At 40.8% G+C, this 23,844-nt stretch carries 27 protein-coding genes; 24 read left to right on the forward strand and 3 right to left on the reverse strand.

What is annotated here, in order from left to right:
* Window positions 1-133 precede the first annotated feature (133 nt).
* The 9 genes from NYE23_RS02595 to lysA all read left to right on the forward strand — a co-directional run bounded on the left by NYE23_RS02595 (window position 134) and on the right by lysA (window position 7,892).
* Window positions 134-1,297 carry a D-alanyl-D-alanine carboxypeptidase family protein gene (locus tag NYE23_RS02595; RefSeq protein ID WP_341075241.1) on the forward strand — a complete coding sequence of 388 codons (1,164 nt, stop codon included), beginning with the start codon at window positions 134-136 and terminating at the stop codon, window positions 1,295-1,297.
* Window positions 1,298-1,516: 219 nt separating this feature from the next.
* On the forward strand, window positions 1,517-1,867 hold the full coding sequence (spoIIAA, locus tag NYE23_RS02600; protein ID WP_076258140.1) for an anti-sigma F factor antagonist: 351 nt from the start codon (window positions 1,517-1,519) through the stop codon (window positions 1,865-1,867).
* A gap of 3 nt (window positions 1,868-1,870) precedes the next feature.
* Window positions 1,871-2,311 (forward strand): anti-sigma F factor, encoded by a 441-nt coding sequence (spoIIAB, locus tag NYE23_RS02605; protein ID WP_282172687.1) that lies wholly within the window; start codon window positions 1,871-1,873, stop codon window positions 2,309-2,311.
* Between the two features lie 12 nt (window positions 2,312-2,323).
* Complete coding sequence (gene sigF / locus NYE23_RS02610; RefSeq protein WP_009332823.1) at window positions 2,324-3,082, forward strand: RNA polymerase sporulation sigma factor SigF; 759 nt, start codon at window positions 2,324-2,326, stop codon at window positions 3,080-3,082.
* Between the two features lie 184 nt (window positions 3,083-3,266).
* Window positions 3,267-3,887 (forward strand): stage V sporulation protein AA, encoded by a 621-nt coding sequence (locus tag NYE23_RS02615; protein ID WP_341075244.1) that lies wholly within the window; start codon window positions 3,267-3,269, stop codon window positions 3,885-3,887.
* On the forward strand, window positions 3,877-4,299 hold the full coding sequence (locus NYE23_RS02620; RefSeq protein ID WP_341080579.1) for a stage V sporulation protein AB: 423 nt from the start codon (window positions 3,877-3,879) through the stop codon (window positions 4,297-4,299). The genes NYE23_RS02615 and NYE23_RS02620 overlap by 11 nt, the downstream gene beginning before the upstream one ends.
* A 54-nt stretch (window positions 4,300-4,353) precedes the next feature.
* A complete protein-coding gene (locus NYE23_RS02625) occupies window positions 4,354-4,941 on the forward strand; it encodes a stage V sporulation protein AE (protein ID WP_341075249.1) in 588 nt (195 codons plus the stop codon).
* Window positions 4,916-6,400: a spore germination protein gene (locus tag NYE23_RS02630; protein WP_341075251.1), complete on the forward strand. Its 1,485-nt coding sequence runs from the start codon at window positions 4,916-4,918 to the stop codon at window positions 6,398-6,400. Before NYE23_RS02625 ends, NYE23_RS02630 begins: the two co-directional genes overlap by 26 nt.
* 172 nt (window positions 6,401-6,572) lie before the next feature.
* Entirely contained in the window at window positions 6,573-7,892 is a 1,320-nt protein-coding gene (gene lysA, locus NYE23_RS02635; RefSeq protein WP_341075252.1) for a diaminopimelate decarboxylase, read from the forward strand.
* Window positions 7,893-7,919: 27 nt separating this feature from the next.
* On the opposite strand, the gene NYE23_RS02640 is transcribed toward lysA, so the two are convergent.
* Window positions 7,920-8,789 (reverse strand): DUF1002 domain-containing protein, encoded by an 870-nt coding sequence (locus NYE23_RS02640; protein ID WP_341075253.1) that lies wholly within the window; start codon window positions 8,787-8,789, stop codon window positions 7,920-7,922.
* 486 nt (window positions 8,790-9,275) lie between these two features.
* On the opposite strand from NYE23_RS02640, the gene NYE23_RS02645 reads away from it, so the two are divergent.
* On the forward strand, window positions 9,276-9,623 hold the full coding sequence (locus NYE23_RS02645) for a GNAT family N-acetyltransferase (RefSeq protein WP_035330083.1): 348 nt from the start codon (window positions 9,276-9,278) through the stop codon (window positions 9,621-9,623).
* Between the two features lie 86 nt (window positions 9,624-9,709).
* Here NYE23_RS02645 and NYE23_RS02650 read toward each other — a convergent pair whose 3' ends face one another.
* A complete protein-coding gene (locus NYE23_RS02650) occupies window positions 9,710-10,219 on the reverse strand; it encodes a DUF309 domain-containing protein (RefSeq protein ID WP_341075255.1) in 510 nt (169 codons plus the stop codon).
* Window positions 10,220-10,412: 193 nt separating this feature from the next.
* Window positions 10,413-10,511 (reverse strand): YjcZ family sporulation protein, encoded by a 99-nt coding sequence (locus NYE23_RS02655; RefSeq protein ID WP_076258148.1) that lies wholly within the window; start codon window positions 10,509-10,511, stop codon window positions 10,413-10,415.
* A 207-nt stretch (window positions 10,512-10,718) separates the two neighbouring features.
* On the opposite strand from NYE23_RS02655, the gene NYE23_RS02660 reads away from it, so the two are divergent.
* From NYE23_RS02660 to NYE23_RS02725, 14 genes are all read left to right on the forward strand, one after another.
* A complete protein-coding gene (locus NYE23_RS02660; protein ID WP_048008117.1) occupies window positions 10,719-11,480 on the forward strand; it encodes a segregation/condensation protein A in 762 nt (253 codons plus the stop codon).
* Between the two features lies 1 nt (window position 11,481).
* Window positions 11,482-12,069 (forward strand): SMC-Scp complex subunit ScpB, encoded by a 588-nt coding sequence (gene scpB / locus NYE23_RS02665; protein ID WP_095244736.1) that lies wholly within the window; start codon window positions 11,482-11,484, stop codon window positions 12,067-12,069.
* Between the two features lie 108 nt (window positions 12,070-12,177).
* Window positions 12,178-12,600 carry a hypothetical protein gene (locus NYE23_RS02670; RefSeq protein ID WP_341075256.1) on the forward strand — a complete coding sequence of 141 codons (423 nt, stop codon included), beginning with the start codon at window positions 12,178-12,180 and terminating at the stop codon, window positions 12,598-12,600.
* Between the two features lie 28 nt (window positions 12,601-12,628).
* A complete protein-coding gene (locus NYE23_RS02675) occupies window positions 12,629-13,117 on the forward strand; it encodes a YpuI family protein (protein WP_197213636.1) in 489 nt (162 codons plus the stop codon).
* Between the two features lie 143 nt (window positions 13,118-13,260).
* Window positions 13,261-14,151 (forward strand): superoxide dismutase, encoded by an 891-nt coding sequence (locus NYE23_RS02680; RefSeq protein ID WP_341075259.1) that lies wholly within the window; start codon window positions 13,261-13,263, stop codon window positions 14,149-14,151.
* 223 nt (window positions 14,152-14,374) lie between these two features.
* Window positions 14,375-15,526, forward strand: coding sequence for a D-alanyl-D-alanine carboxypeptidase family protein (locus NYE23_RS02685; RefSeq protein WP_341075261.1), 1,152 nt, complete (start codon window positions 14,375-14,377; stop codon window positions 15,524-15,526).
* Window positions 15,519-16,106, forward strand: a complete 588-nt coding sequence (locus tag NYE23_RS02690; RefSeq protein ID WP_341075262.1) for a nucleoside recognition domain-containing protein — start codon at window positions 15,519-15,521, stop codon at window positions 16,104-16,106. Before NYE23_RS02685 ends, NYE23_RS02690 begins: the two co-directional genes overlap by 8 nt.
* A gap of 7 nt (window positions 16,107-16,113) precedes the next feature.
* On the forward strand, window positions 16,114-16,650 hold the full coding sequence (locus NYE23_RS02695) for a spore maturation protein (RefSeq protein WP_341075263.1): 537 nt from the start codon (window positions 16,114-16,116) through the stop codon (window positions 16,648-16,650).
* A gap of 210 nt (window positions 16,651-16,860) precedes the next feature.
* On the forward strand, window positions 16,861-17,586 hold the full coding sequence (rluB, locus tag NYE23_RS02700; RefSeq protein WP_341075264.1) for a 23S rRNA pseudouridine(2605) synthase RluB: 726 nt from the start codon (window positions 16,861-16,863) through the stop codon (window positions 17,584-17,586).
* A 183-nt stretch (window positions 17,587-17,769) separates the two neighbouring features.
* Complete coding sequence (resA, locus tag NYE23_RS02705) at window positions 17,770-18,294, forward strand: thiol-disulfide oxidoreductase ResA (protein ID WP_061792440.1); 525 nt, start codon at window positions 17,770-17,772, stop codon at window positions 18,292-18,294.
* A 19-nt stretch (window positions 18,295-18,313) separates the two neighbouring features.
* Window positions 18,314-19,945, forward strand: a complete 1,632-nt coding sequence (resB, locus tag NYE23_RS02710) for a cytochrome c biogenesis protein ResB (protein ID WP_341075265.1) — start codon at window positions 18,314-18,316, stop codon at window positions 19,943-19,945.
* Between the two features lie 12 nt (window positions 19,946-19,957).
* Window positions 19,958-21,139 (forward strand): c-type cytochrome biogenesis protein CcsB, encoded by a 1,182-nt coding sequence (gene ccsB / locus NYE23_RS02715; protein ID WP_341075267.1) that lies wholly within the window; start codon window positions 19,958-19,960, stop codon window positions 21,137-21,139.
* 80 nt (window positions 21,140-21,219) lie between these two features.
* Entirely contained in the window at window positions 21,220-21,936 is a 717-nt protein-coding gene (locus NYE23_RS02720) for a response regulator transcription factor (protein ID WP_061792437.1), read from the forward strand.
* On the forward strand, window positions 21,933-23,717 hold the full coding sequence (locus tag NYE23_RS02725; protein ID WP_341075268.1) for an ATP-binding protein: 1,785 nt from the start codon (window positions 21,933-21,935) through the stop codon (window positions 23,715-23,717). The genes NYE23_RS02720 and NYE23_RS02725 overlap by 4 nt, the downstream gene beginning before the upstream one ends.
* Window positions 23,718-23,844 lie beyond the last annotated feature (127 nt).

The raw sequence follows: 23,844 nt of genomic DNA on the forward strand, positions 1-23,844 counted from the left end.
CCGCCGGGGGGTTAAATCCGGCGGCTTTTTGGCGCGGTGCTGACTGTTTAATTTCTTTTTTAGTCTTCGTGATCTGTATAAATTTTCTTTAACTGGAAAAAATGGAGGCTATAAAGAATGGAGGTATTGTGTGATGAAACGACTCGTCTCATTAATGTTAATAGCATTATTAATGGCAACAATCTTTGCTCCTTCCGGGTTTGCAAGAGAAAGCAGCGCAGAGTTAGCGGATAATGTGAAGTCCGCAATTCTTATCGAGCGTGATACCGGTTCGGTATTGTATGAAAAAAACAGCGGTGAGCAGCTTCCGCCTGCCAGCATGACAAAAGTCATGACCATGCTCTTAATTATGGAAGCAATAGATGAAGGAAAGCTGTCATGGGATGAGAAAATCCGGACAAGCGAATATGCAGCATCAATGGGCGGTTCGCAAATCTTTCTGGAGCCAGGTGAAGAAATGACCACAAAGCAAATGCTGCAGGGGATTGCCATTGGTTCCGGTAATGATGCATCCGTTGCAATGGCTGAGAGAATTGCCGGGTCAGAAGAAGCTTTTGTTGAAATGATGAATAAAAAGGCAAAGGAATTAGGGCTGAAAAATACTAGTTTCAAAAACCCTACAGGCCTGTCAGCTAAGGAACATTACAGTACTGCACATGATATGGCCATAATGGCCAAAGAGCTTCTTAAATATGAGAAAATAACTGATTTTACGGGGACATATGAAGCCTACCTTCGTGAAGACACAGATAAAAAATTCTGGCTGGTCAATACGAATCGCCTTGTGCGTTTTTATCCTGGTGTTGATGGTCTCAAAACCGGTTTCACTTCTGAAGCAAAATACTGTCTGACGGCAACAGCCGAGAAAGACGGAATGCGGGTTATAGCTGTTGTATTTGGCGCACCGACTTCAAAAGAACGCAATGCTCAAGTGACTAAAATGCTCGACTTTGCATTTAGCCAATATAAGACACACCCAATGTATGAAAGAAATCACGTTCTTGGAAAAGTAGAAGTCAGCAAAGGCGAAAAGAAAATGGTTGAAGCCCTGACTAGTGAACCGATTTCCCTTTTAACTAAAAAAGGTGAAAGCATCAAGGAAATTGAACAGAAGATCACTTTAAATAAAAATATTAAAGCTCCTGTCCAAAAGGGTGATCAGATCGGAACATTAACCTTGAAAAAGGATGGAAAAGTCTTAGTTGAAAGCCCTTTGGTTGCTAAAGAAGACAGCAGTGAAGCATCATGGTGGACATTGTTTAAAAGATCCATGGGATTATTTTCAAAAACAGAATAACCATTTATTTTTGTCGAAAAGCCTCCCTATGATCATTATTTTTAGCGAAAATACACTAGTTTTGTCTCCAGGGAGGAAATGAAGCTCCAGGCATCGAAATTGACTCACTATAAGGGCGGATACCGGAATTTTTTAAGATTCCGGATTATCCTATCCGGAGGAAAAGCATGAGCATTAGCGGCTTTTCAGTTGCGGATACAAGATAAGGAGGCTAAGATAGTGAGTCTTAACATTAATTTGGAAGTAAAGCATGATGTCTTATGTATTCGTTTAAGCGGGGAACTGGACCATCATTCGGCAGATGAACTGCGTGAACAGGCGACAAAGGCGATTGAAGATCATGACATCCATCATATTATATTAAACCTTGAGCAGCTTTCTTTTATGGATAGTTCAGGGCTGGGAGTGATTTTGGGCCGCTACAAACAAATCAAACAAAAGCATGGTGAAATGGTTGTTTGTGCGATTTCTCCAGCAGTGCAGAGACTATTTGATATGTCGGGTTTATTTAAGATAATCCGTTTAGAACCGACAGAAGAAAACGCACTGCAAAGATTGGGGGTCGCCTGAACTATGAAAAATGTGATGAACCTCGAATTCAGTGCGCTTAGCCAAAATGAATCATTCGCCCGTGTCACTGTTGCTGCCTTTATTGCCCAGCTTGATCCGACAATGGACGAACTGACAGAAATTAAAACGGTGGTTTCTGAAGCTGTAACCAACTCCATTATTCACGGCTATGAAAATGATCCTAATGGGGTTGTCTATATTTCAGTCCTGATTGAAGATGGATTCATTGACCTGACTATTAAGGATAAAGGCCTTGGTATTATGGATGTGGAAGAGGCGCGTCAGCCATTATTTACAACAAAACCTGAATTGGAAAGATCAGGTATGGGCTTTACCATCATGGAAAATTTCATGGACGAAATCGAAATCCAATCGCAGCCGGGAATAGGCACAGAGATCCGATTAAGGAAGCATTTATCAAATAGTAAAATGCTATGCAATTAAGGGAGTCTTGCTATGGATGTGGAGGTTAAAGCAGAGAAGGGCCAAACCTATTTAAAGGACAATGAAGTCAAGGAGCTAATAAAGCAAAGCCAAAGCGGAGATCAGGGGGCAAGGGACAAAATTGTTCAAAAAAATATGCGTCTTGTCTGGTCTGTCGTCCAGAGATTCTTGAATAGAGGATATGAACCCGATGACCTCTTCCAAATTGGCTGTATCGGCTTATTGAAATCGGTTGATAAGTTTGATCTAAGTTATGATGTAAAGTTTTCGACCTACGCAGTTCCAATGATTATCGGAGAAATCCAAAGGTTCATACGGGATGATGGAACGGTAAAAGTAAGCCGTTCTTTAAAGGAAATGGGCAATAAAATCAGGAAAGCCAAAGACGAGTTATCAAAAACGCTTGGGCGCATCCCGACCGTTACAGAGCTTTCCGAGTTCCTGGAAATTTCTCCTGAAGATATTATCCTTGCCCAGGAAGCAAGCAGGATCCCTTCTTCTATACATGAAACAGTGTATGAAAACGACGGTGATCCCATTACACTGCTCGATCAGATTGATGATGGCAATGAAGGAAAATGGTTTGATAAAATAGCATTAAAAGAAGCGATCCGTGAATTGGATGAGCGGGAAAGACTGATTGTTTACTTGCGCTACTATAAAGATCAGACTCAATCCGAAGTGGCGGCAAGGCTTGGCATTTCCCAGGTGCAGGTGTCGCGTCTGGAAAAAAAGATACTGCAGCAAATGAAAGACCGGATGGATATTTAACTCCATCCGGTCTTTCATTTTTTATATAACAATTCAGTGCTTTTCGACACTTCTCAAACAGCCAATTATTGGAGTTCATGAAGCTAATATCTGTAACTCATACTAAATATAGACACAAAAGCGAAACGCCATAAATAGGCGAACCAATTTCGAAGAGGATATCACTTTGTGGGAAGTGAGCATATTGGAAAAAACAGTTTATATTCGCTTGCGGCATCGTCTGCAAATACGGCCCAATCAGAGAATACTGCTGAAAGATATTGCACAGGTTATTGCCGATGATGACATTTACGAAAAGCTTTGTGTACTTCCGCTTTATCAAGTAAGCGAGCAGGATCGGAATATTGTCGTAATTGACGTTATGAAGGTAATTGGGACCATAACCCAATTATTTTCGAACATTGAAGTCCAGTCGATCGGGCCGGCTCAAGCGATAGTCGAGGTGGTTACAAAGAAGCGTAAAGTATCATTTCCTCTCTTTCTGCTGGTTTGGCTGCTTCTGTTCATAGGTGCTGCCCTCGCTATTATGAATTTTCATGAAGACGTGAGCATGCAGGCTGTACAGCTTAGAATTTACACTCTCATAACCGGGGAAGTGGACAGCAGGCCTCTCATTTTTCAAATCCCCTATTCGATTGGCCTGGGGCTTGGCATGATCATTTTCTTTAACCATGTTTTTAAGAAGCGGCTGAACGAGGAGCCAAGCCCATTGGAAGTAGAAATGTTCAATTATCAGCTTGATCTTGATAACTATGTTGCATTGAAAGAAAACAAGGAGAGTATGAAGTATCTTGATGACCATTAATGTTGTCCTGGTAATGATCATAGGATTTGCAGGCGGGCTCGCTGTTGGTTCTGGTTTTGTTGCTTTTCTGGCTGTCTTGGGCATTATTCCAAGGCTTACACAGCTGAGCAAGACGATGAAGATGATCCATTATTATGAAGCTGCAGTTGTAATGGGGGCTTTGGCTGGTGCACTGGCAACTTTATGGAATCCGGTTTTTCACCTGACACCTCTGTTTTTAATACCCATCGGGCTTGCTTCGGGCATATTTATTGGCATGCTGGCGGCAGCTTTAACTGAAGTGCTGAATGTTTTTCCAATCCTGGCGAAAAGAATCGGAGTAGATGGAAAGATTGTCATTTTATTGATGGCATTTGTATTTGGAAAGGTGTTCGGATCACTGTTTCAATGGATTTATTTTGTAAATAAATAAGCAATCGGCTGGGCATATTTAAGAAAAATGAGGATTCGGAAAGGAAAAACTGCTATGGATGAACGGAGGCACGTCATTCTTATTACTGATGGAGACGATTTTGCAAGAAGGACAGTGGAGCGTGTTGCGAAGGAAATCGGAGGAAGATGTCTATCTTTGTCGCATGGAAACCCTTCAGTCTTAAACGGTCAGCAAATCGTCAAGCTGATAAAAAAAGTCTCCCATGATCCCGTATTAGTTATGTTTGATGACAGCGGGTTTATCGGGGAGGGAGCCGGAGAGAATGCGCTGAAATATGTTGCGTGCCATAAAGATATCGATGTTCTGGGTGTCATAGCAGTTGCCTCAAAAACAAGACAGGCCGAGTGGACAAAAGTAGATGTATGTATCGATAATAACGGGGAATTGACTCCATACGGAGTTGATAAGTTCGGAGTACCCGAGATGGAAATTGGAAGAATCAATGGTGATACCGTTTATTGTCTTGATCAGCTGGATGTGCCGATAATCGTGGGAATTGGCGATATCGGAAAGATGTCTAAAAAAGATCATTATGAATTAGGTTCGCCAATTACTAAAAAGGCAGTAGAGCTTATATTGGAAAGGAGCGGCTATTATGACACGAAACAAGACGAAGGATGATAAGACACCTATATTTGAGTCCGTCCAAGAAATTGAAAAGTACATGAAAAATAGAGTTGGCCTGGGAGAAAGCTTCGATCTGGGTGTCAGAAAGCTAACGATCTTAAGGAAGGATGTTCATTTCTATTATATTAATGGACTGACGGATACGAGTTATATCATTGCCATCATTGAGGGTCTGGTTGGGATCAATGACAGTGAAAAACTTTCCTCTAACCTATTTAAAATCATCGAAAACAGGCTGAGGCACCAATCCATTGAGCACATTAAAACAATGGATGAACTGGTTGATCAGGTGCTATCAGGCCTGATTGTCGTTGTGGGCGAGGGTGAAGGAGAAGGGCTTGTCATCGATGTCAGAAGCTATCCCGGAAGGACCCCGCAGGAACCGGATACCGAAAAGGTTGTCCGCGGCTCAAGAGATGGCTATGTAGAAAATATAATAGTAAACACAGCCTTGACCCGCAGAAGGATTAGAGATGAACGGCTTCGCTTTGAAATCATGCGTGTTGGTGAAAGATCCAAGACAGATGTCGCCATTGGGTTCATTAAAGATGTGGCTAATAAGGATTTAGTTGATTTAATTAGAAAAGAAATTAAAGCGATTGAAATAGATGGCATCACAATGGCTGATAAGACAGTCGAGGAATTTCTTTTAAAGCAGGGATACAATCCCTTCCCGCTGGTTCGGTATACGGAAAGAGCAGATGTGGCAGCAGCCCATTTGCTTGAAGGGCATGTCGTTATATTTGTTGATACTTCACCAAGTGTCATTATTACACCTACAACATATTTTCATCATTTGCAGCATGCAGAAGAATACAGGCAATCGCCGGCAGTCGGCACATTTCTCCGCTGGATTCGTTTTTTAGGTCTTTTGGCTTCAATCGTACTGTTGCCGCTATGGTTTTTATTTGTATTAGAGCCTTCCCTTCTGCCTGAAAGAATCGCATTTATCGGGCCAAATGAAGAAACGAATGTTCCTGTTATAGCCCAGCTGTTTCTTGCAGATGTGGGAATTGAATTTCTTAGAATTGCGGCAATCCATACACCGACACCGCTTTCAACTGCAATGGGCTTAATAGCCGCTGTACTTATAGGTCAAATTGCCATAGATGTAGGCCTTTTTGTTCCTGAAGTCATTTTATATGTATCACTTGCGGCCATTGGAACTTATACGACACCAAGCTATGAACTGAGCATTGCCAATAAAATTTTACGATTGAGTTTGCTTGTGGCAGTTGCGATTTTCCATACACCAGGCCTGGTCGTGGGGCTTACATTAATCATTCTTCTTCTTGCAAGCATCAAATCTTTGAATACACCATATCTATGGCCGTTTATTCCGTTCAGCCCGGTTGCTTTATCCCAAATCCTGATTCGCCGTTCCATGCCTGGCTCAAAAATACGGCCAAGCATTGTCCAGACTAGAAATCGTTACAAGCAGCCTGTTAAATAAGAAATACGCGGAATGCCGATTGCTAAGATACACGAAATATGGTAAAGTTTTTTTAATTAAATAAAGGATTAAAGGAAACAGAATAGACAGTCTCTTGGGATGCTGTCTATTTCTTTCATAAATTGTTCAGTCTCAGGGGTAAGACACCTGAGGAAAAGGAAGAGGGGGAACCATGTTTTTTCACGGCACCATGAAGGCAAATGACAAAGGGCATCTTGAAATTGGCGGTATGGATACCGTCGAACTCGCAAGTCAATTTGGAACACCTTTATACGTATATGATGTGGCATTAATAAGAGAAAGAGCCAGGGGCTTTAAGCAAACTTTCGAGAAGCTTGGAATAGAAGCACAAGTTGCATATGCGAGCAAAGCTTTTTCAACAGTGGCAATGGTTCAGCTTGTAGATGAAGAAGGTCTTTCATTGGATGTGGTATCAGGCGGAGAGTTATACACTGCTCTTGCAGCAGACTTTCCATCTGAAAGAATCCACTTTCACGGGAACAATAAGAGCAGAGAAGAACTTGAGATGGCTCTAAAGAATCATGTCGGCTGTATAGTTGTCGATAATTTTTATGAACTGGAATTATTAGAACAGATTTGTGAATCACTTGCAGCTAAAACAAAAATTTTACTGAGGGTCACGCCTGGAATTGAAGCTCATACCCATGACTATATCTTAACCGGCCAGGAAGATTCAAAATTTGGATTTGACCTGCAGAATGGCCAGGCTGAAAAGGCTCTGCAAATAGCTCTGAATTCGAGCTGGATTGAAACGCTTGGACTGCACTGTCATATCGGGTCTCAGATTTTCGATACAACAGGCTTCATTTTGGCTGCAAAGAAAATCTTTGAGAAGATGGCAGAGTGGAAAGAAAAACATGCATATGAACCTAAAGTGCTTAACTTAGGCGGTGGTTTTGGAATCCGCTATACAGAAGATGATGATCCGATTCATGCATCTCAATATGTTGAAGAAATTATCGGGGAAGTTAAAAATCAGGCTAAACAGTTCTCCATGAAGATGCCGGAAATTTGGATTGAGCCGGGGCGTTCCCTTGTAGGAGATGCCGGAATAACTTTATACCAGACTGGGTCACGCAAAGAGGTTCCAAATGTAAGAAATTATCTCGCTGTAGATGGCGGTATGAGTGACAATATCAGGCCGGCCCTTTATCAGGCTAAGTATGAAGCGGTATTGGCAAACCGGGTGCTGGATAAGCCGGAAGAGACAGTATCAATTGCCGGAAAATGCTGTGAATCAGGCGATATGCTTATTTGGGATTTGCCTCTTCCAAAAGCAGGGGATCAAGATCTCCTGGCCGTTTTCTGTACAGGCGCATACGGTTATTCCATGGCAAACAATTATAATCGAATCCCAAGGCCGCCTGTAGTTTTTATTGAAAATGGAGAGGCTAATCTGGTTGTTAAAAGGGAAACATACGAGGATCTATTACGATTGGATCTGCCGATTAATGAAAAAATAAAAAATTAAGCTGCCCGCTAAGGCAGCTTAATTTTTTTAAGAAAAGAAGGCTTTAATCGCGTCTATTACACTAGTGAAAAAACGTTTTAGGCTTTCTAAAAATCCCTGGCCTTCTTCACTTTCAAGGTATTTGGAAATTTTGTCTTTTGCCTGGTTAAGCTGTTCGCCGACCTGATTCCAATCGATATCAAGCTCTTTCAGCTTGTTGAATAAATCTATTAAGCTTTGAATCTCCTGTTCGGTCAGAGTGATGCCAAGGTCCTTTGCTGCATTTTCGATAATTGTTCTGAGTTCTGCATCGGTTTCAGGTGAATTTTTGGCTATTTCCTCTTTGATTTTGGCAATTAAAGCAGCTGCGTTCTCGTTTCCAACCGAATCGCCAAGCTTGGCTGTTTCCACCATCTCTTCATTTGCCGCCTGTTTTACATCTTCAGGGATCGTTTTTTCAGCTGAAATTTCATATGCCTTGATAATGCCTGTTAAAGCAGCTGTTCCAGAAACATTTGCAGGTGCTGTAATATAAATTTTGGCATCTTTTACACCAGCAGTAATCAAAGCATTAATGTACATTTCATCAGTGACCCAGTTAATATTCTTAGTCTCTACTTCAAGGCCTGAGCCTTGTTTCGCTACTGTGACTGCCGAAGAGGATATCGCTCTTGTTCCTATAAGAGCTTTAGAGATATAATTTCCAAGATATTGATGTTCTTCCTCATTTGAAACAGTAATGATGGTCGCATCTTTCGGAGCTTTCATTTCAGCCAGAAGCATATTTTTTTGTTCTTCTGATAGATTCTCACCTAAAGTGACAATTACATCACCTTCCGCCATATCAGCAAATGCCTGTATCGGCAAAATAAATAATAGCGACATTATGAATAGTAATAGCATTTTATTCCATTTCATGCGGTTACCTCCCGGAGCAAAAATAGGGAAGCCATTTAAATCAAATCTGCGGCTCACTTAATGGCTTCCTGTAAATAGACGATTCTTTCCGCGAAAAAGTTTCAATTCTCCTCTACCTGAAACATTAGCTCAAAATGCCTATTTCAGCAAGCAGAATGGAATTATGAGAAAGAATAGTGTAAAATGAATGATAGTTTGTAAGTCAAAGGATTTAAATAAATGGGGGCAGTAAGGAAATATGAAAAAAAGCAATTGGCTTCTTTTTATAATATTGCTTGTGTTAAGCATCGGATGGGGACTTGTTTACTGGTTCTTTATAGTTTAGAGCTTTGCAGCGAAGAAGGCGATAAGGCAATGAATTAGCCGGTTTTATTCGAAAATAGCAACATTCAGCATGAATACATATACTGTTATGAAAAGTTTACAAATATTAAAATATGGGAAAAATAGTTTATGATGTTTTTATTCAAATAATGAGGGATTAATATGCTAATTCGATATAAAAAGTCATTTGAAAAAATTGCAATGGGTCTTTTATCTTTCATGCCTAATGAAAAAGACTTGAAAAGGCTGCAGCAGACGATGAAGCAATATGAATCTGAAGAAAATCGGCAGCTGTTTTTATGGAAGGAAGGCGAAGATATCATTGGGCTGGTCGGTGTTACATCAAGTGATCAGACAATGGAGATTCAGCATATCTCTGTTAACCCGTCACACCGGCATCAAGGCATTGGCAAAACAATGATAAAAGCATTGGATGAACTATATCCTGGGAAAACTTTAACTGCAACGGATGAAACCGAATCTTTTCTAAGCAAATGTGATGTTAATTAACAAAAGCGGAAGTACATGGCACAGCTATACCGCTATCGGGGTTCAGCAATATACTTTGTTACATGGAAAAAGGCAGCGAATAATCATTATTCCTGCCTTTTTTTCTGATTCAGGGCATCAAGTCTTTCTTTAATAACCATGGTTCTATCTCTTCTTTTATGGCGGTGCACAATATCTTCATCTGGAAAATTGCTGTCAGAACACCAGGGAAATCCCTTGGGTGCGCATTTTTCCTTAAGTAAGGGATCAATAATAGGCAAGTTAACGCTGGAGTACTTTCCGCCTTTTTGAATCAGCACAAGCCTGTCCTTAAGATCCTTTATCAATTGATCTGTTTCAAGACCCAATGCCTGTATTTCTTCAGCTCTGCACTCCAAAATGCCGATTCCTTTGCGGAGGGTCCGTTCTGCACCATTAAAATTCTCTCTGCGATGATGATAAAAAGAAACTGCCATAAGAATTAATCCGACCCATGCAGACTTTTTATTGTTTGGATCCGTATTCTTCCAATACTCCTCCAGTATTTCGTGACATTCAAAATAATCACGGTCACCATGAAAATGGACCAGGAACTCGATATATTTATCAGGATACATACTTTCACTCCTTGACAATTCTTACTTTATTTTACCACAGCACAATCTATTATCAGAAAAATAAAAGCCCGGCGCTTAACCGGGCTTTTACAGCTGTTAAATCTGAACACATATATGTTGGCGCTTTTAGGTTTCTAATAGGACAGCCTTGTCTGGGCAAATGTACAGAATTTGCTGTAATAAACACAGCGATTTAGAAGAACCAGGAAGCTCCGACAATAATTAATAGGATGAACAGAACGACAATTAAAGCAAACCCGGTTCCGCAATCTCCAAATCCAGTATTAGACATATAAAATACCTCCTGTATCTTTATTTCCCTACATCGTATGTAGGCAATTGCCTTATTGATTGGGCGGTTCAAAAAAATCACGAATGAAGCAGGGGCATTGCTGACAGGGTTATTTTTCTATTGGATAACATCCATGAATAATCTATACTAGATATAGCCTTTTGGCATTTAAGGGAATTTATATTAGGAAAATTTGGTGGGTATTTTATGCAATATGATCATTATAACGTCAAAATAGATGCTTTCGAGGGGCCTCTGGATCTTCTTCTTCATCTTATTAACAGGCTGGAAATTGATATCTATGACATTCCTGTATCAGAAATTACCGAGCAGTACCTCATTTATATACATACAATGAAGGAGCTTCAGCTTGACGTAGCAAGCGAATATCTTGTAATGGCCGCAACGCTTCTGGCAATTAAAAGCAAAATGCTGCTGCCAAAGCATGATGAGGAAGAGCTCGAGGATGAATTTGGAATGGAAATGGAAGAAGACCCCAGAGATGAACTTGTAGAACGGCTGATTGAATACCGTAAATATAAGGAAGCTGCAGAGGAGCTTAAGGAGCGGGAACAGGATAGAAGTTTAATGTATACAAAGCCGCCTGCAGACCTTTCGGAATATGTGAATGAAACACAGCAGGAAAAAGCTGATTTGAATGTAAGTCTTTATGATATGCTTGGCGCTTTGCAAAAGTTATTAAGAAGGAAGAAACTGCAAAGGCCGCTTTCTGCAAAAGTTGCCCGCCAGGAGATTCCCATTGAGAAGCGGATGTCTGAAATTGTGGAACAGTTAAGAAGTGTAAAAGGCAGGAAAAAATTCACCGATCTTTTTCCGGTATCGGACAGAGAGCATATAGTAGTAACTTTCCTGGCGGTACTGGAGTTAATCAAGCGAAAAGAAATTCAGGTCGAGCAGGACAAAAATTTCTCTGATATTTTTGTAGCTTCCATGGAAGGAGGAAAATAGTGTGGAGATCGTTAATTGGAAGGGGATAGCCGAAAGCCTCCTGTTTGCAGCTGGTGATGAAGGCTTGTCTCTTAAGCAAATTGCCCATGTGCTGGAGGTGGAAGAGAATCAGGCCCGTGAAATAATGGACAGTCTTATGGAAGACTACAATACTGGCAGCCGCGGAATAATGGCTGTTGAATTGGCGGGGACTTTTCAGCTGGTTACGAAAAAAGAGTTTTCCCCATACCTGAAGAAGCTGGTAGAGTCTCCTTCTGCCGCTTCCCTTTCTCAGGCGGCACTCGAGACGCTCGCAATTATTGCTTACAGACAGCCCATTACAAGGACAGAAATTGAGGAAATTAGAGGAGTCAAGACAGAGAGACCTCTTCATACATTGTCTGCTAAAGCCTTGATTAAAGAAGTTGGACGGGCAGATGGAACAGGGCGTGCCTATTTGTATGGAACGACTAAAGAGTTCCTTGATTATTTTGGCCTTAAAAGCATAGAAGAGCTTCCGCCGCTCCCGGATAAGATCAGTGAAGAAGAGGATTCATTACAGGAAGAGGCTGATTTATTCTTTGAAAAGTTCCAGGAGCTCGATTCTTGAGTTTTCTGACACATTACATAGGAAGTGTGGTAAAATAGATTTAAATTTTTCCCTTTCCTTTTAATACATATTAATCTTGTAAACCATCGGGAAATAGGAGGGTTTTGCTTGCTGATTAAACATTGCAGGGGATATGAGCTTGAAAAAGAAAAGCCAAACACCTCGGAAGATTTTTTTAACAGAAGTGAGATTGTGTTCGAAGAAGATGGACAGGAGAAGACTTTTCATGTTTTATACGTCCGTTTCTTTGATGAATCCATGAATGAGTTCACACCATATGAACAGGATCCAGTCTTTCAGGCTGGTTCCAGAGAAGTTCAGTTCAAGGATATTGTTGCTCTTTCATGTTTATTGAAGAATCCGGGTTTTAGACATCGCAAACGAATTTATCTTAATTCAAAGGCTGATTTTGCATCCTATTTTCAGGATCTGGACTTTTCCAAGCTTCCCTCCATTTTTGAAGCGCTGGAGAGTAAAAAATCCTATGACCTGCGATCACCTTTAGATTTCATTGTTCAACCGCAACAATAGCCAGTTTATAATAATGGGGGTGTAATGGATGGGGAATTCAATAGTTAAATCACAGATGGAAGATGTGAAAAATTTCCTCGGTAATAGCGTTGCCGCATTTGAAGATTTCTTAAATAATACAACAATAAAAGATCTTGAAGCAGAACAACAAGGGAATTTGAATTATTATAAAAGTATCCTCTCACATGTTAGAAAACTGCTTGTATATTGTGAAGAAGGACTTGATGCCAGCACAATCATATTAAAAAGTGACCCTTTCCAAAAAGGGGCAGCCGAAAAGACGTTATACCGGATTTACCATCAGTGCATTGAAGAGTTTTTTTCTCCGAAAAATGATGCATGGTTTGAGAATAGCCGTTCAGCATATACGGGAAAAAACTCAATCCAGTTTCATGATGAAGTTCCGGACAGCCTCAAATCAATGTTCAGGCAGCTGGAAGGAGAGTTCCAAAGGGTTCGTGAGGAACTTGAATATTACGAAACTGATTATCGGACAAAAATGATTCAATCAAAATAGCATTGGAAGTGGAGAACAGCGGGCAGCTGTTCTTTTTTTTCTGGCACGTTATAGGGAGCTTTCCATTTTCATTGGAAAACGTACAAACTTTCACTCATACAAATAGAAAGTGAGCTATTTATGGAAGCGAGTGAGGGGATTATATGAGTAAAATGGAAGATTACATTAAGGACGTTACAAAATGGAACAAAGAGCTAAGAGATTTTTTAGACTCGGAGGATGTTGAACAAAACAGTGAGCTGTGGCAGAGGCTGGATCATTTTACCGAAATTATGGATGGAATTAACAGCCCCCTGGATATAGAAGGTTTGGAAAAGCTGCAGGAACAAGTGGACTCTCTTCATTCCGATATGGAGAATTATTTTTCCAATAGACAGCAGCTTGGAAATATCTATATGAATGAACCGTACATTCCTGCGGGTAAGCATATTTTACCCCCGCTCCCTTATGATTACAGTGCACTTGAACCGCATATCTCAGCGGAAATTATGAGGCTGCATCATGATAAGCATCATCAATCATATGTGGATGGATTAAACAAAGCGGAGGCAATGCTTCAAAATGCGAGGAATAATAATGATTACAGCCTGGTAAAACACTGGTCCCGCGAGCTCGCCTTTCATGGCTCCGGCCATTATTTGCATACGATTTTCTGGAATAATATGAGTCCTGAAGGCGGAGGAAGTCCGTCCGGGGCACTCATGAAGGAAATAAACAAATACTTTGGGAGCTTTGAGAAATTTAAAAGCCATTACACAGAAGCAGCCAAGCAGGTAGAAGGAGTGGGCTGGGCAATCCTGGTGTGGTCTCCAAGAGCGCGCAGGCTCGAAATACTTCAATCGGAAAGACACATGCTCTTAACCCAGTGGGATACAATCCCTCTGCTGGCATTAGATGTATGGGAACATGCTTATTATCTGCAATATAAAAATAACCGCGGTGATTATATTAAAAATTGGTGGAATGTTGTCAACTGGAAGGATGTAGAAGACAGGTATTTAAAAGCATCAGAATTAAAATGGAAGCCATTCTAGATAGGAGCAGAAAGAAGTAAGAGGGAGTACAAAGAGTATTCCCCTCATTTTTGATGTACAAGCCATTTCCAAACCCTCATTACAAGTCAAACATAATAGTCATATCACTACTTGTCCTGCATAAACTTGTACAAATAAATGAAAAACATGCGGCTCCTCCCTTGTGGGGAGATCATGTATTTCGCTCAATCTGACATCCATAAAGGAGACGGGGTTTTGTGCAATGAAAATGTCTAGCAGGCTGATGGCCATAGCTTTGGTCACCGCGTTGATGATGATGAATCTCCCTCAGAAGACAGAGGCTTCAGTTTCAGTAAGTGCCCGGAGCGCAATATTAATGGAACAGGATTCTGGCCGCATCCTTTACCAGAAAGAAGCAAATGAAGTGAGGAGAATAGCAAGCATTACAAAAATCATGACAGCAATTCTGGCCATAGAATCCGGAAAAATGGATGTTATGGTTAAAGTAAGTGATCGTGCTGTCAGAGCGGAAGGGTCATCGATTTATCTAAAGGCAGGAGAAAAAATAAAGCTTGAAGATCTGGTTTACGGGCTTATGCTTCGTTCAGGCAATGACTCTGCAGTCGCAATCGCAGAGTATGTCGGCGGAAGCCTTGAAGGATTTGGCTTTTTAATGAATAAGAAAGCTGAAGAAATCGGCATGAAGAATACCCATTTTGCAAACCCCCACGGTCTGGATGATCATGAAGACCATTATTCGACTGCATATGATATGGCTCTGCTGACCAGATATGCAATGAATAATGAGACTTACCAAAAGATTGCAGGAACAAAGGTGCACCGTGCACCAAACCCGAATGAAAGCTGGGACAGGGTGTGGAAAAATAAAAATAGGCTCCTGACTGAATTATATGATTATTGTACAGGGGGGAAAACAGGATATACAAAAAGGGCTAAGAGAACTCTTGTAACAACAGCATCAAAAGGCAGTCTTAATCTGATAGCAGTAACCTTAAACGGGCCGGACGACTGGAATGACCATATTAACATGTATGAAACAGCTTTTAGAGCCTATGATTCTGTGGAAGTCCTGCAGGAGGGTGTTATATCGGATATTGATGATGAATTTTATAAAGGCAGGGTTTATATAAAGCATTCATACAATTATCCTGTTACAAAAGAAGAGAAAAACCACTTTAAAATTGATATCAAGCTGCTAGAGCCTGAATCAGAATGGGAAGACGGCAGGACAATACCTGAAGTGGTCGGTCAGGCAACAGTGTATTTTGAAAATCAGCCAATTAAAAAGCTTCCAATATATTATAAGCATGATGAGGTAAAAGAGGATAAGTCGTTATTAGACTACTTTAAGAATCTTTTTACCTCAATTGCAGGAGTGAAGACAAATGGTTAATATCATTTGGGTGATGCTTACCGTTATAGGCTTAGTTTTTGCTATGATAAACGGCACCATAAATGAAGTGAATGAAGCCATTTTCAATGGTGCGAAAGAAGCGGTCACATTATGCATCGGTCTAATTAGCATTCTTGTTTTTTGGCTCGGAATGATGAAAATTGCTGATGACGCCGGATTGCTGAATAAGCTTGCTTCCTTATTCAGGCCAATTGTGAAAAAGCTTTTTCCAGAAGTGCCCGGTGATCATCCGGCAATGGGATATATGCTATCGAACATGATGGCCAATATGTTCGGTCTGGGGAACGCTGCTACCCCTCTCGGCATAAAAGCTATGGAAGAGCTGAAAAGATTGAATGGGGGAAAAAATGAAGCGAGCCGTTCTATGATAACCTTTTTGGCCATCAACACTTCAAGTCTGACTTTAATTCCTACAACCGTGATTGCCATACGGATGAATTATAATTCTGCCTCGCCCACCGATATCGTAGGTCCTACTTTAGTGGCTACTTTCTGCTCTACATTGGCCGCAATCATGATTGACCGTTATTTCTATTACCGAAGAACGCGAAAAGGATGAGGTTAGGATGGAGATTGTGTCAGCCGTTTCCCTTTGGTTAATTCCTATTTTAATAGGCTTTATATTAATATATGGAACATTTAAGAAAGTTCCTACCTATGAAAGCTTCACTGAAGGTGGAAAAGAAGGTATAAAAATTGCTATATCCATTATTCCTTTTCTTGTCGGGATGCTTGTAGCCATATCGGTTTTCAGGGCTTCCGGCGCCCTGGAGTATTTAATGAATCTGATCAGGCCCGTACTTGAAGCAATTGGAGTGCCTCCTGATATCGTACCCCTGGCTATCATTCGTCCGATCTCTGGAACTGCAGCACTGGGAATGACCAGTGACTTAATTGCTGTCCATGGTCCCGACTCGTTCATAGGCAGGCTTGCCTCAGTACTGCAGGGCAGCACAGATACAACTTTTTATGTCCTGACGGTCTACTTTGGAGCAGTAGGTATCAAAAAAATGGGGGATGCCCTTAAAGTCGGGCTGCTGGCCGATTTGGCAGGCATCATAGCATCCATTGTGATCGTAACACTTGTTTTTGGCAGTATGTAGCCATAAAAGAAAATATCCAGTACAAAAGATGCCTGAGTGTGGGTATCTTTTTTATTTTACTATTAAATTCCAACTTTCAGTAATTACAGATTATTTTTCACCTAAGCTGTTTTGACAATGGTTTGCTTTGAAAACTTGACGAATTATGTCATAATTCATTAGGAGTGAAAAAGTATGAAGCATTGTTAAAAAAACTTTGAGGTGACATAAATGGAAAGATTGCAGAAAGTTATTGCCCATGCAGGGGTTGCTTCGCGAAGAAAAGCTGAAGAGCTAATGGCTGAAGGCCGTGTAAGGGTTAACGGAAAAACAGTAAAGGAACTGGGTGTTAAGGTCTCTCCTTCTGACCGCATTGAAGTGGATGGAATACCGCTGGAGAGAGAGGAGCCTGTTTATTTTCTCCTCTATAAACCAAGAGGTGTAATTTCAGCCGTTTCAGATGACAAGGGCAGAAAAGTCGTCACGGATTTCTTTGAGGGAATTAAACAAAGAATATACCCTGTTGGAAGACTGGATTATGATACATCCGGAATTCTCATTCTTACCAATGACGGTGAGTTTGCAAATCTTTTAATGCACCCAAAGAATGAGATTGAAAAAGTCTATGTTGCCAAGTTGAAAGGCATCCCTTCAAAAGAAAAAATGAAAAGCCTTCAAAGAGGCATCGTGCTTGAAGATGGAAAAACAGCACCAGCCAAAACCAAGCTGTTATCAATGGATAAGAAAAAACAGACAGCTATTGTGGAAATCAGCATTCATGAAGGACGCAACCGCCAGGTTAGGAGGATGTTTGAAGCAATTGGCCATCCTGTTCTGAAACTGAAGAGGGAGAGATATGGGTTCCTCACTCTGCAGGGATTATCAGCTGGGGATGCAAGAGAACTTACTGCCCATGAAGTTAAGCAGCTCCGGACACTTGCGGTGAAGAAGAAATAGTCGCTTTTAGAAAAATTCATAGAAGTGTCACAGTTACGCTTATTTGTAAACAATATAGCTATGATGAAAAATGCTATAATAGTAAACAGCTATGAGGCAAAATTCTTTTCCATATGTTACATATAATTTTGTAAGGTACGGTCTTTTGGCATGATTAGGATGCATTAGGAGGGGAAGTTTTTTATGAAAAAGCAGCGTCTGGTAATGAGAACAGTCATATTGCTTGTCCTTGGTGCTGCCGTGGCATATACGCTATACGCAAATTTTACGAAAGATAAAATTCAAAAGGTTGCCGTTGGAGAAAAGGCACCTGATTTTGTTCTGACAGATATGGATGGAAATAAACACAGGCTATCCGATTATGAAGGCCAGGGTGTTTTCCTGAACTTCTGGGGTACATGGTGCAAACCCTGTGAGAAAGAGATGCCATATATGAACAACCAATATAAGCAATTTAAAGATGAAGGTGTTCAGGTTTTGGCTGTTAATGTCGGAGAGACAGATCTAGCAGTAAATAAATTTTCTGAGCGTTACGATCTGGCCTTCCCGATTGTAATTGATAAGGATAGCCAAGTCCAATCGGCATACGGAATTAATCCTCTGCCTGCCACTTTCCTCATTGATAAAGATGGTAAGGTTGTCAAGTATATTACAGGAGAGATGACGGAAGAAACGATCAAGAACTATATGGAACAGATTAAACCATAAGTTACGGGGAGTTTTATATATGAAAGAAGTAAAATGCGACTGTGGCCATGTTAATCCCATAGGTACGATACTATGTGAGTCGTGCGGAAAGGTATTGGAAGAAAAAGAAAAAGACAAGAAACTTCTCGATATGCGGTATGAAGGCAGTGCACGCCGCTCGCAAACCTATAATAAAACGATAATTGATAAAATATGGAATTTTTTCTCGTCTGTTAAGGTTGGAGTCTGGCTGATCGTAATAACGCTGATAGCATCAGCTGTTGGAACGATACTGCCTCAGGAAATGTATATTCCGCCAATCATGCCTGCTGAGGAATATTACGAAGACCAGTATGGCTGGATTGGTAAATTATACTATGATCTTGGATTTCATAATCTTTACAGCTCATGGTGGTATTTGATTTTGATTGCCTCAATTGGCATATCTCTTGTGATCTGCAGTCTGGATAGAGTTGTCCCTTTGTATAGAGCTTTAAAAAAGCAGAAGGTAAGCCGTCATGAAAGCTATCTGCAGCGCCAGAGAGTTTTTGGTGCGTCACAGCCAGAAGACACTGATAAGGCGTTCACAATGGCAAAAGAAAAATTAAAAACCAAGAAATACAGCATCCGGGAAGAGAATGGAAACATCCTTGCCGAAAAGGGACGTTTCTCAAGATGGGGGCCATACGTTAACCATGTGGGGCTTATCATATTTTTAATCGGCGGAATGCTCCGTTTTGTACCGGGCATGTATGTTGACAAAATCCTTTGGATCCGGGAAGGGGAAACCAAGGTCATTCCGGAAACCAATGGTGAATATTACCTTAAAAATGATGGCTTCATCCTTGAAATGTACGATAAAGAGAAAGATAATGAAGTGTTTGGAGAAGCGATTGATAAAGCAGGAATGGTAGCTAAAAATTATCAGTCCAATGTCACTCTTTATAAAAAACAGGGCAATACTGTTGCGGGAGAAGAGGCAGATCTCAAGAAAGTTAAGGACTATGAAATTAAGGTAAATAAACCTCTGAAGTTTGAAAACTTTGCATTATACCAAGTAGATTATAAACTTAATGAACTTAACAAAATGTCATTTGCCCTTACAAATAAAAAAACGGGTGAGGAATACGGGGATTTAACAGTTGACCTGAATCATCCGCAGGATGAATATGATCTTGGAAATGGCTATAAAGCAGAAGTTGTCAGCTATTTTCCCGATTTTGAATTTGATGAAAATGGGGAACCGGTTACAAAGTCAAGAATCCCTAATAATCCTGCCTTTGTTTTTAAAATGTTTACTCCGGATAAGCCTGATGGCGAAATTAGCTTTGTTGCGATCAGACAGACTATTGAACCTTTTGGCGATAATGAATACAAGATGGCCTTTAAAGGCATAGATACTAAAAATGTATCAGCCCTGACCGTCCGAAAAGATTTAACATTATGGATTATCGCATTGGGCGGCGTTATTTTCATGATAGGTGTTGCACAGGGATCTTATTGGAACCATCGGAGAGTTTGGCTGCGCCGTGTTAATGGAGAAGTGTGGGTAGCCGGACACACTAACAAAAACTGGCATGGACTTAAAAGGGAAATTGAAGCAGCATTGGATGGAACCGGAATTAAGATGCCGGAAGATCAGCTGCAAAATCAAAGTGAAAAGAAAGGCTAAGGAGGAATCTGAGTGGTTACAATAAGCAGCAATTTACTATACACAGCTTTTATCCTCTATTTAATTGCTACTGTCTTTTTTGCCGGCTCCATAAAGGATAAGAATAGAACGAAACAAGGGCCTAACAAATGGGCAGCAATAGGATTATGGATCTCGATTATCGGGTTTGCTGCACAGCTTGGCTACTTTATTACAAGATGGATTGCAGCTGGGCATGCGCCTGTCAGCAACCTTTTCGAATTTACAACATTCTTTGGAATGTCGCTTGTTGGTGCTTTTATAGTGATTTACTTAATTTATAAAACACCTATTTTAGGAGTCTTTACGCTTCCGGTTGCGGTACTGATGATTGCCTATGCAAGTATGTTTCCGCGGGAAGTTTCACCGCTGATCCCCGCCCTGCAGAGTGATTGGCTTCATATTCACGTTACAACAGCTGCAGTTGGGCAGGCTATTTTGGCTGTAAGCTTCGCTGCCGGATTAATTTATTTGGTAAAATCAGTAGATCAAACAAAGCAAAGCAAACAGAGATTCTGGCTTGAAGCCGTTATGTTTGGCTTGGTTTGCACACTTGGGTTTATCATTATAAGCTCAAGCTTCTCAGCTTCAGGCTACAAGGCCGAATTTAACTGGGTTGATAAGAACGGTCAGGAAGATGTCCTGGAATATCATATGCCTGCTTTAACAGGTCCTCACGAGGGCCAGCTGATTACGGAAGGTAAATTTGAACCGCTGGCGGAAATGCCTGCAATCATTAATGCAAAAAAATTAAATACCGTTATATGGTCTTTGGCTTCAGGTGTCATTCTATATCTTGCTTTAAGATTGGTTCTCCGCAAGAGGGTCGGAGCTGCGCTTCAGCCGCTTGCTAAAAATATTAATCTTGATTTGGTTGACGAGATCGCTTACCGTTCAGTATTAATAGGATTTCCGGTCTTTACACTCGGAGCTTTGATTTTTGCCATGATATGGGCACAAATCGCCTGGACTCGTTTTTGGGGATGGGATCCAAAGGAAGTATGGGCGCTCATTACCTTCCTATTTTATGCTGCCTACCTGCACCTTCGCCTTTCAAAGGGCTGGCATGGCGAAAAGTCTGCGTGGCTTGCTGTAATCGGATTTATCATTATCATGTTTAATCTGGTTGCGGTAAACCTGGTCATTGCCGGATTGCACTCCTACGCTGGATCATAATGAAAATATAAAAGCCTTCACTTCACAATAGTGGAGGCTTTATTTAAAGATTTTTTATTGAACGTCAGGGGGACTTAAAAATGGAAAACCAAGTGAAAATATTGCTAGTGGATGATGAAGAAAGAATCCGCCGTTTATTGAAAATGTACCTTGAGCGTGAAAATTATTCAATTGATGAAGCAGAGAATGGAAACCAGGCTTTGTCAAAAGCCTTGGCAAATGATTACGATGTCATTCTTTTGGATTTAATGATGCCCGGCAAAGACGGCATTGAAGTCTGCAGAGAACTGAGAGAGAAAAAAGCTACTCCGGTGATCATGCTTACAGCTAAAGGAGAAGAAGTTAACCGTGTACAGGGCTTTGAAGTCGGCACTGATGATTATATCGTAAAGCCTTTCAGTCCAAGGGAAGTTGTGCTGCGCGTGAAGGCATTATTGCGCAGATCTTCTAAAACTACTTATCTTCAGACAGAAACAACAGCAAAAGATGTAATCGTATTTCCTCATCTAACGATCGATAATGATGCTCACAAAGTATTGGCTGATGGAAAAGAAGTCAGTTTGACGCCGAAGGAATATGAACTTCTATATTTCCTGGCAAAGGCTCCAGATAAGGTATTTGACAGGGAGCATCTGCTTAAAGAAGTATGGCATTATGAATTTTTCGGAGATTTGAGAACAGTTGATACTCATGTGAAGCGTTTGCGTGAAAAACTGAATAAAGTTTCTGAGCAGGCAGCCAGAATGATTGTCACCGTTTGGGGAGTGGGCTACAAGTTCGAGGTTATCAATGAATGATGCTCTTTAGGAGTGTTGCCGGAAAGCTTTGGGGCACAATTCTTTTGTTGGTATCCTTTGTTCTGCTGATTTTAACAGTCATGCTGCTGGAGTTTTTTGAGAATTACCATATAAATGAAACAGAAAAAGGATTATCGAATACGGCCCATAAAATAACCAGAATTTTAAAAGAACATAATCGTGAAGTCGGTTTGGAGATTTCCTGGGAGCTTGTCGATGATGTTACAAAAGTAGTCATTATTAATTCGCCGAAAGAGTATTACTATTCTCCTAACCATACAGATTCATTAAAACTGCCCATTTCCTACCTCACTGAGGAAGATGATTTAAAAGAAGTTCTCACGGAAGATAAGACTGTAAAAAAAGTAACATCCGTTAATCCTGAGTATACAGACGTATCCGCAGATGACGACAGTAAAATTCTTATCATTGGAGTCCCGCTTCATGGTGACGGCAGCAATGGAGCCGTTTTTATTTATCAGTCCATCGAAGTTATGCACGAAACATTGCGTTCAACGACAAAGTTCATATTGCTTGCTGCGGGAGTTGCCATCATTTTAACAACCATCTTTGCTTTTTTCTTATCAACAAGAATCAATGCTCCGCTAAGAAAAATGAAAGAAGCTGCCTTTGAGGTAGCAAGAGGTAAATTTGATACAAAAGTTCCGATTCTGACTAATGATGAGGTTGGCGAATTAGCCATGGCTTTTAATCAGATGGGCAGACAGCTGAAATTTAATATGAATGCTTTAAGCCAGGAAAAAGAACAGCTGGCAAGCATTTTAAGCGGGATGGCCGATGGGGTAATCACCTTCAACCGGGATGGAACAATTCTGATCACCAATCCTCCTGCAGAGCGGTTTTTGCAAAGCTGGTTTTATGAGCTGGATGACATTGAGAATAATACAGAGGAAGTCCCTTCCAAAGTAATGGAGCTCTTCCAGCTTGCTGTTAATACCGAGAAGGAACAGATTGGCGAAATCTCTATCCAGGGACGTTCCTGGGTGATAATCGTCAGCCCTCTTTATAATAATAAATATATTAGGGGAGCGGTTGCAGTTATCAGGGATATGACTGAGGAGCGTAAGCTGGATAAGCTCCGCAACGATTTTATAGCGAATGTTTCACATGAATTAAGGACGCCAATTTCGATGATGCAAGGGTATAGTGAAGCGATTGTTGATGATATTGCCGGCACGGATGAAGAGAAAAAAGAGATGGCAAGTGTCATTTATGATGAATCCCTGAGAATGGGCCGGCTTGTGAATGAACTGCTGGATCTTGCCAGAATGGAAGCCGGACATATTCAGCTGACAATGGAAGAAACTGAGGTAAACTCATTTCTGCAAAGAATTACCAGGAAGTTTCAGGGGCTCGCTAAAGAGAAGGAAATTATTCTGGAACATGATTTGCAAAGCAAAGGTTTATCTATTCAATTTGATCCGGACAGAATAGAACAGGTTATGACCAATCTGATTGATAATGCCATCCGGCACACCCCTCATAACGGAGAGGTTAAAGTTATCGAACGGAGTGATGAACGGGGGCTGTTTATCGAAGTGAAAGATTCTGGCTCGGGAATCCCCGAAGAAGACCTGCCGTTCGTTTTTGAACGTTTTTATAAAGCCGACAAAGCAAGAACACGGGGGCGATCCGGAACTGGTCTTGGACTCGCAATTGCAAAAAATATTATTGTAGCTCATAAAGGGCATATTACTGTTCAAAGCAAGACCGGTCATGGTACGACATTTTCAATATTTATCCCTCGAAATGACGGATAAAGACGGGAATTATGGCGAATGTTCTTGATACACGGGAAACAATTAATTATAGGCTAGGGAAGGAGATGCAAGAATTTCCTTCCCTTTCTTTTTGAATTATAATGAAAAGGCATTGGCTGTTCGGATT

It is taken from the genome of Cytobacillus sp. FSL H8-0458, from assembly GCF_038002165.1.
Taxonomy (GTDB): domain Bacteria; phylum Bacillota; class Bacilli; order Bacillales; family Cytobacillaceae; genus Cytobacillus.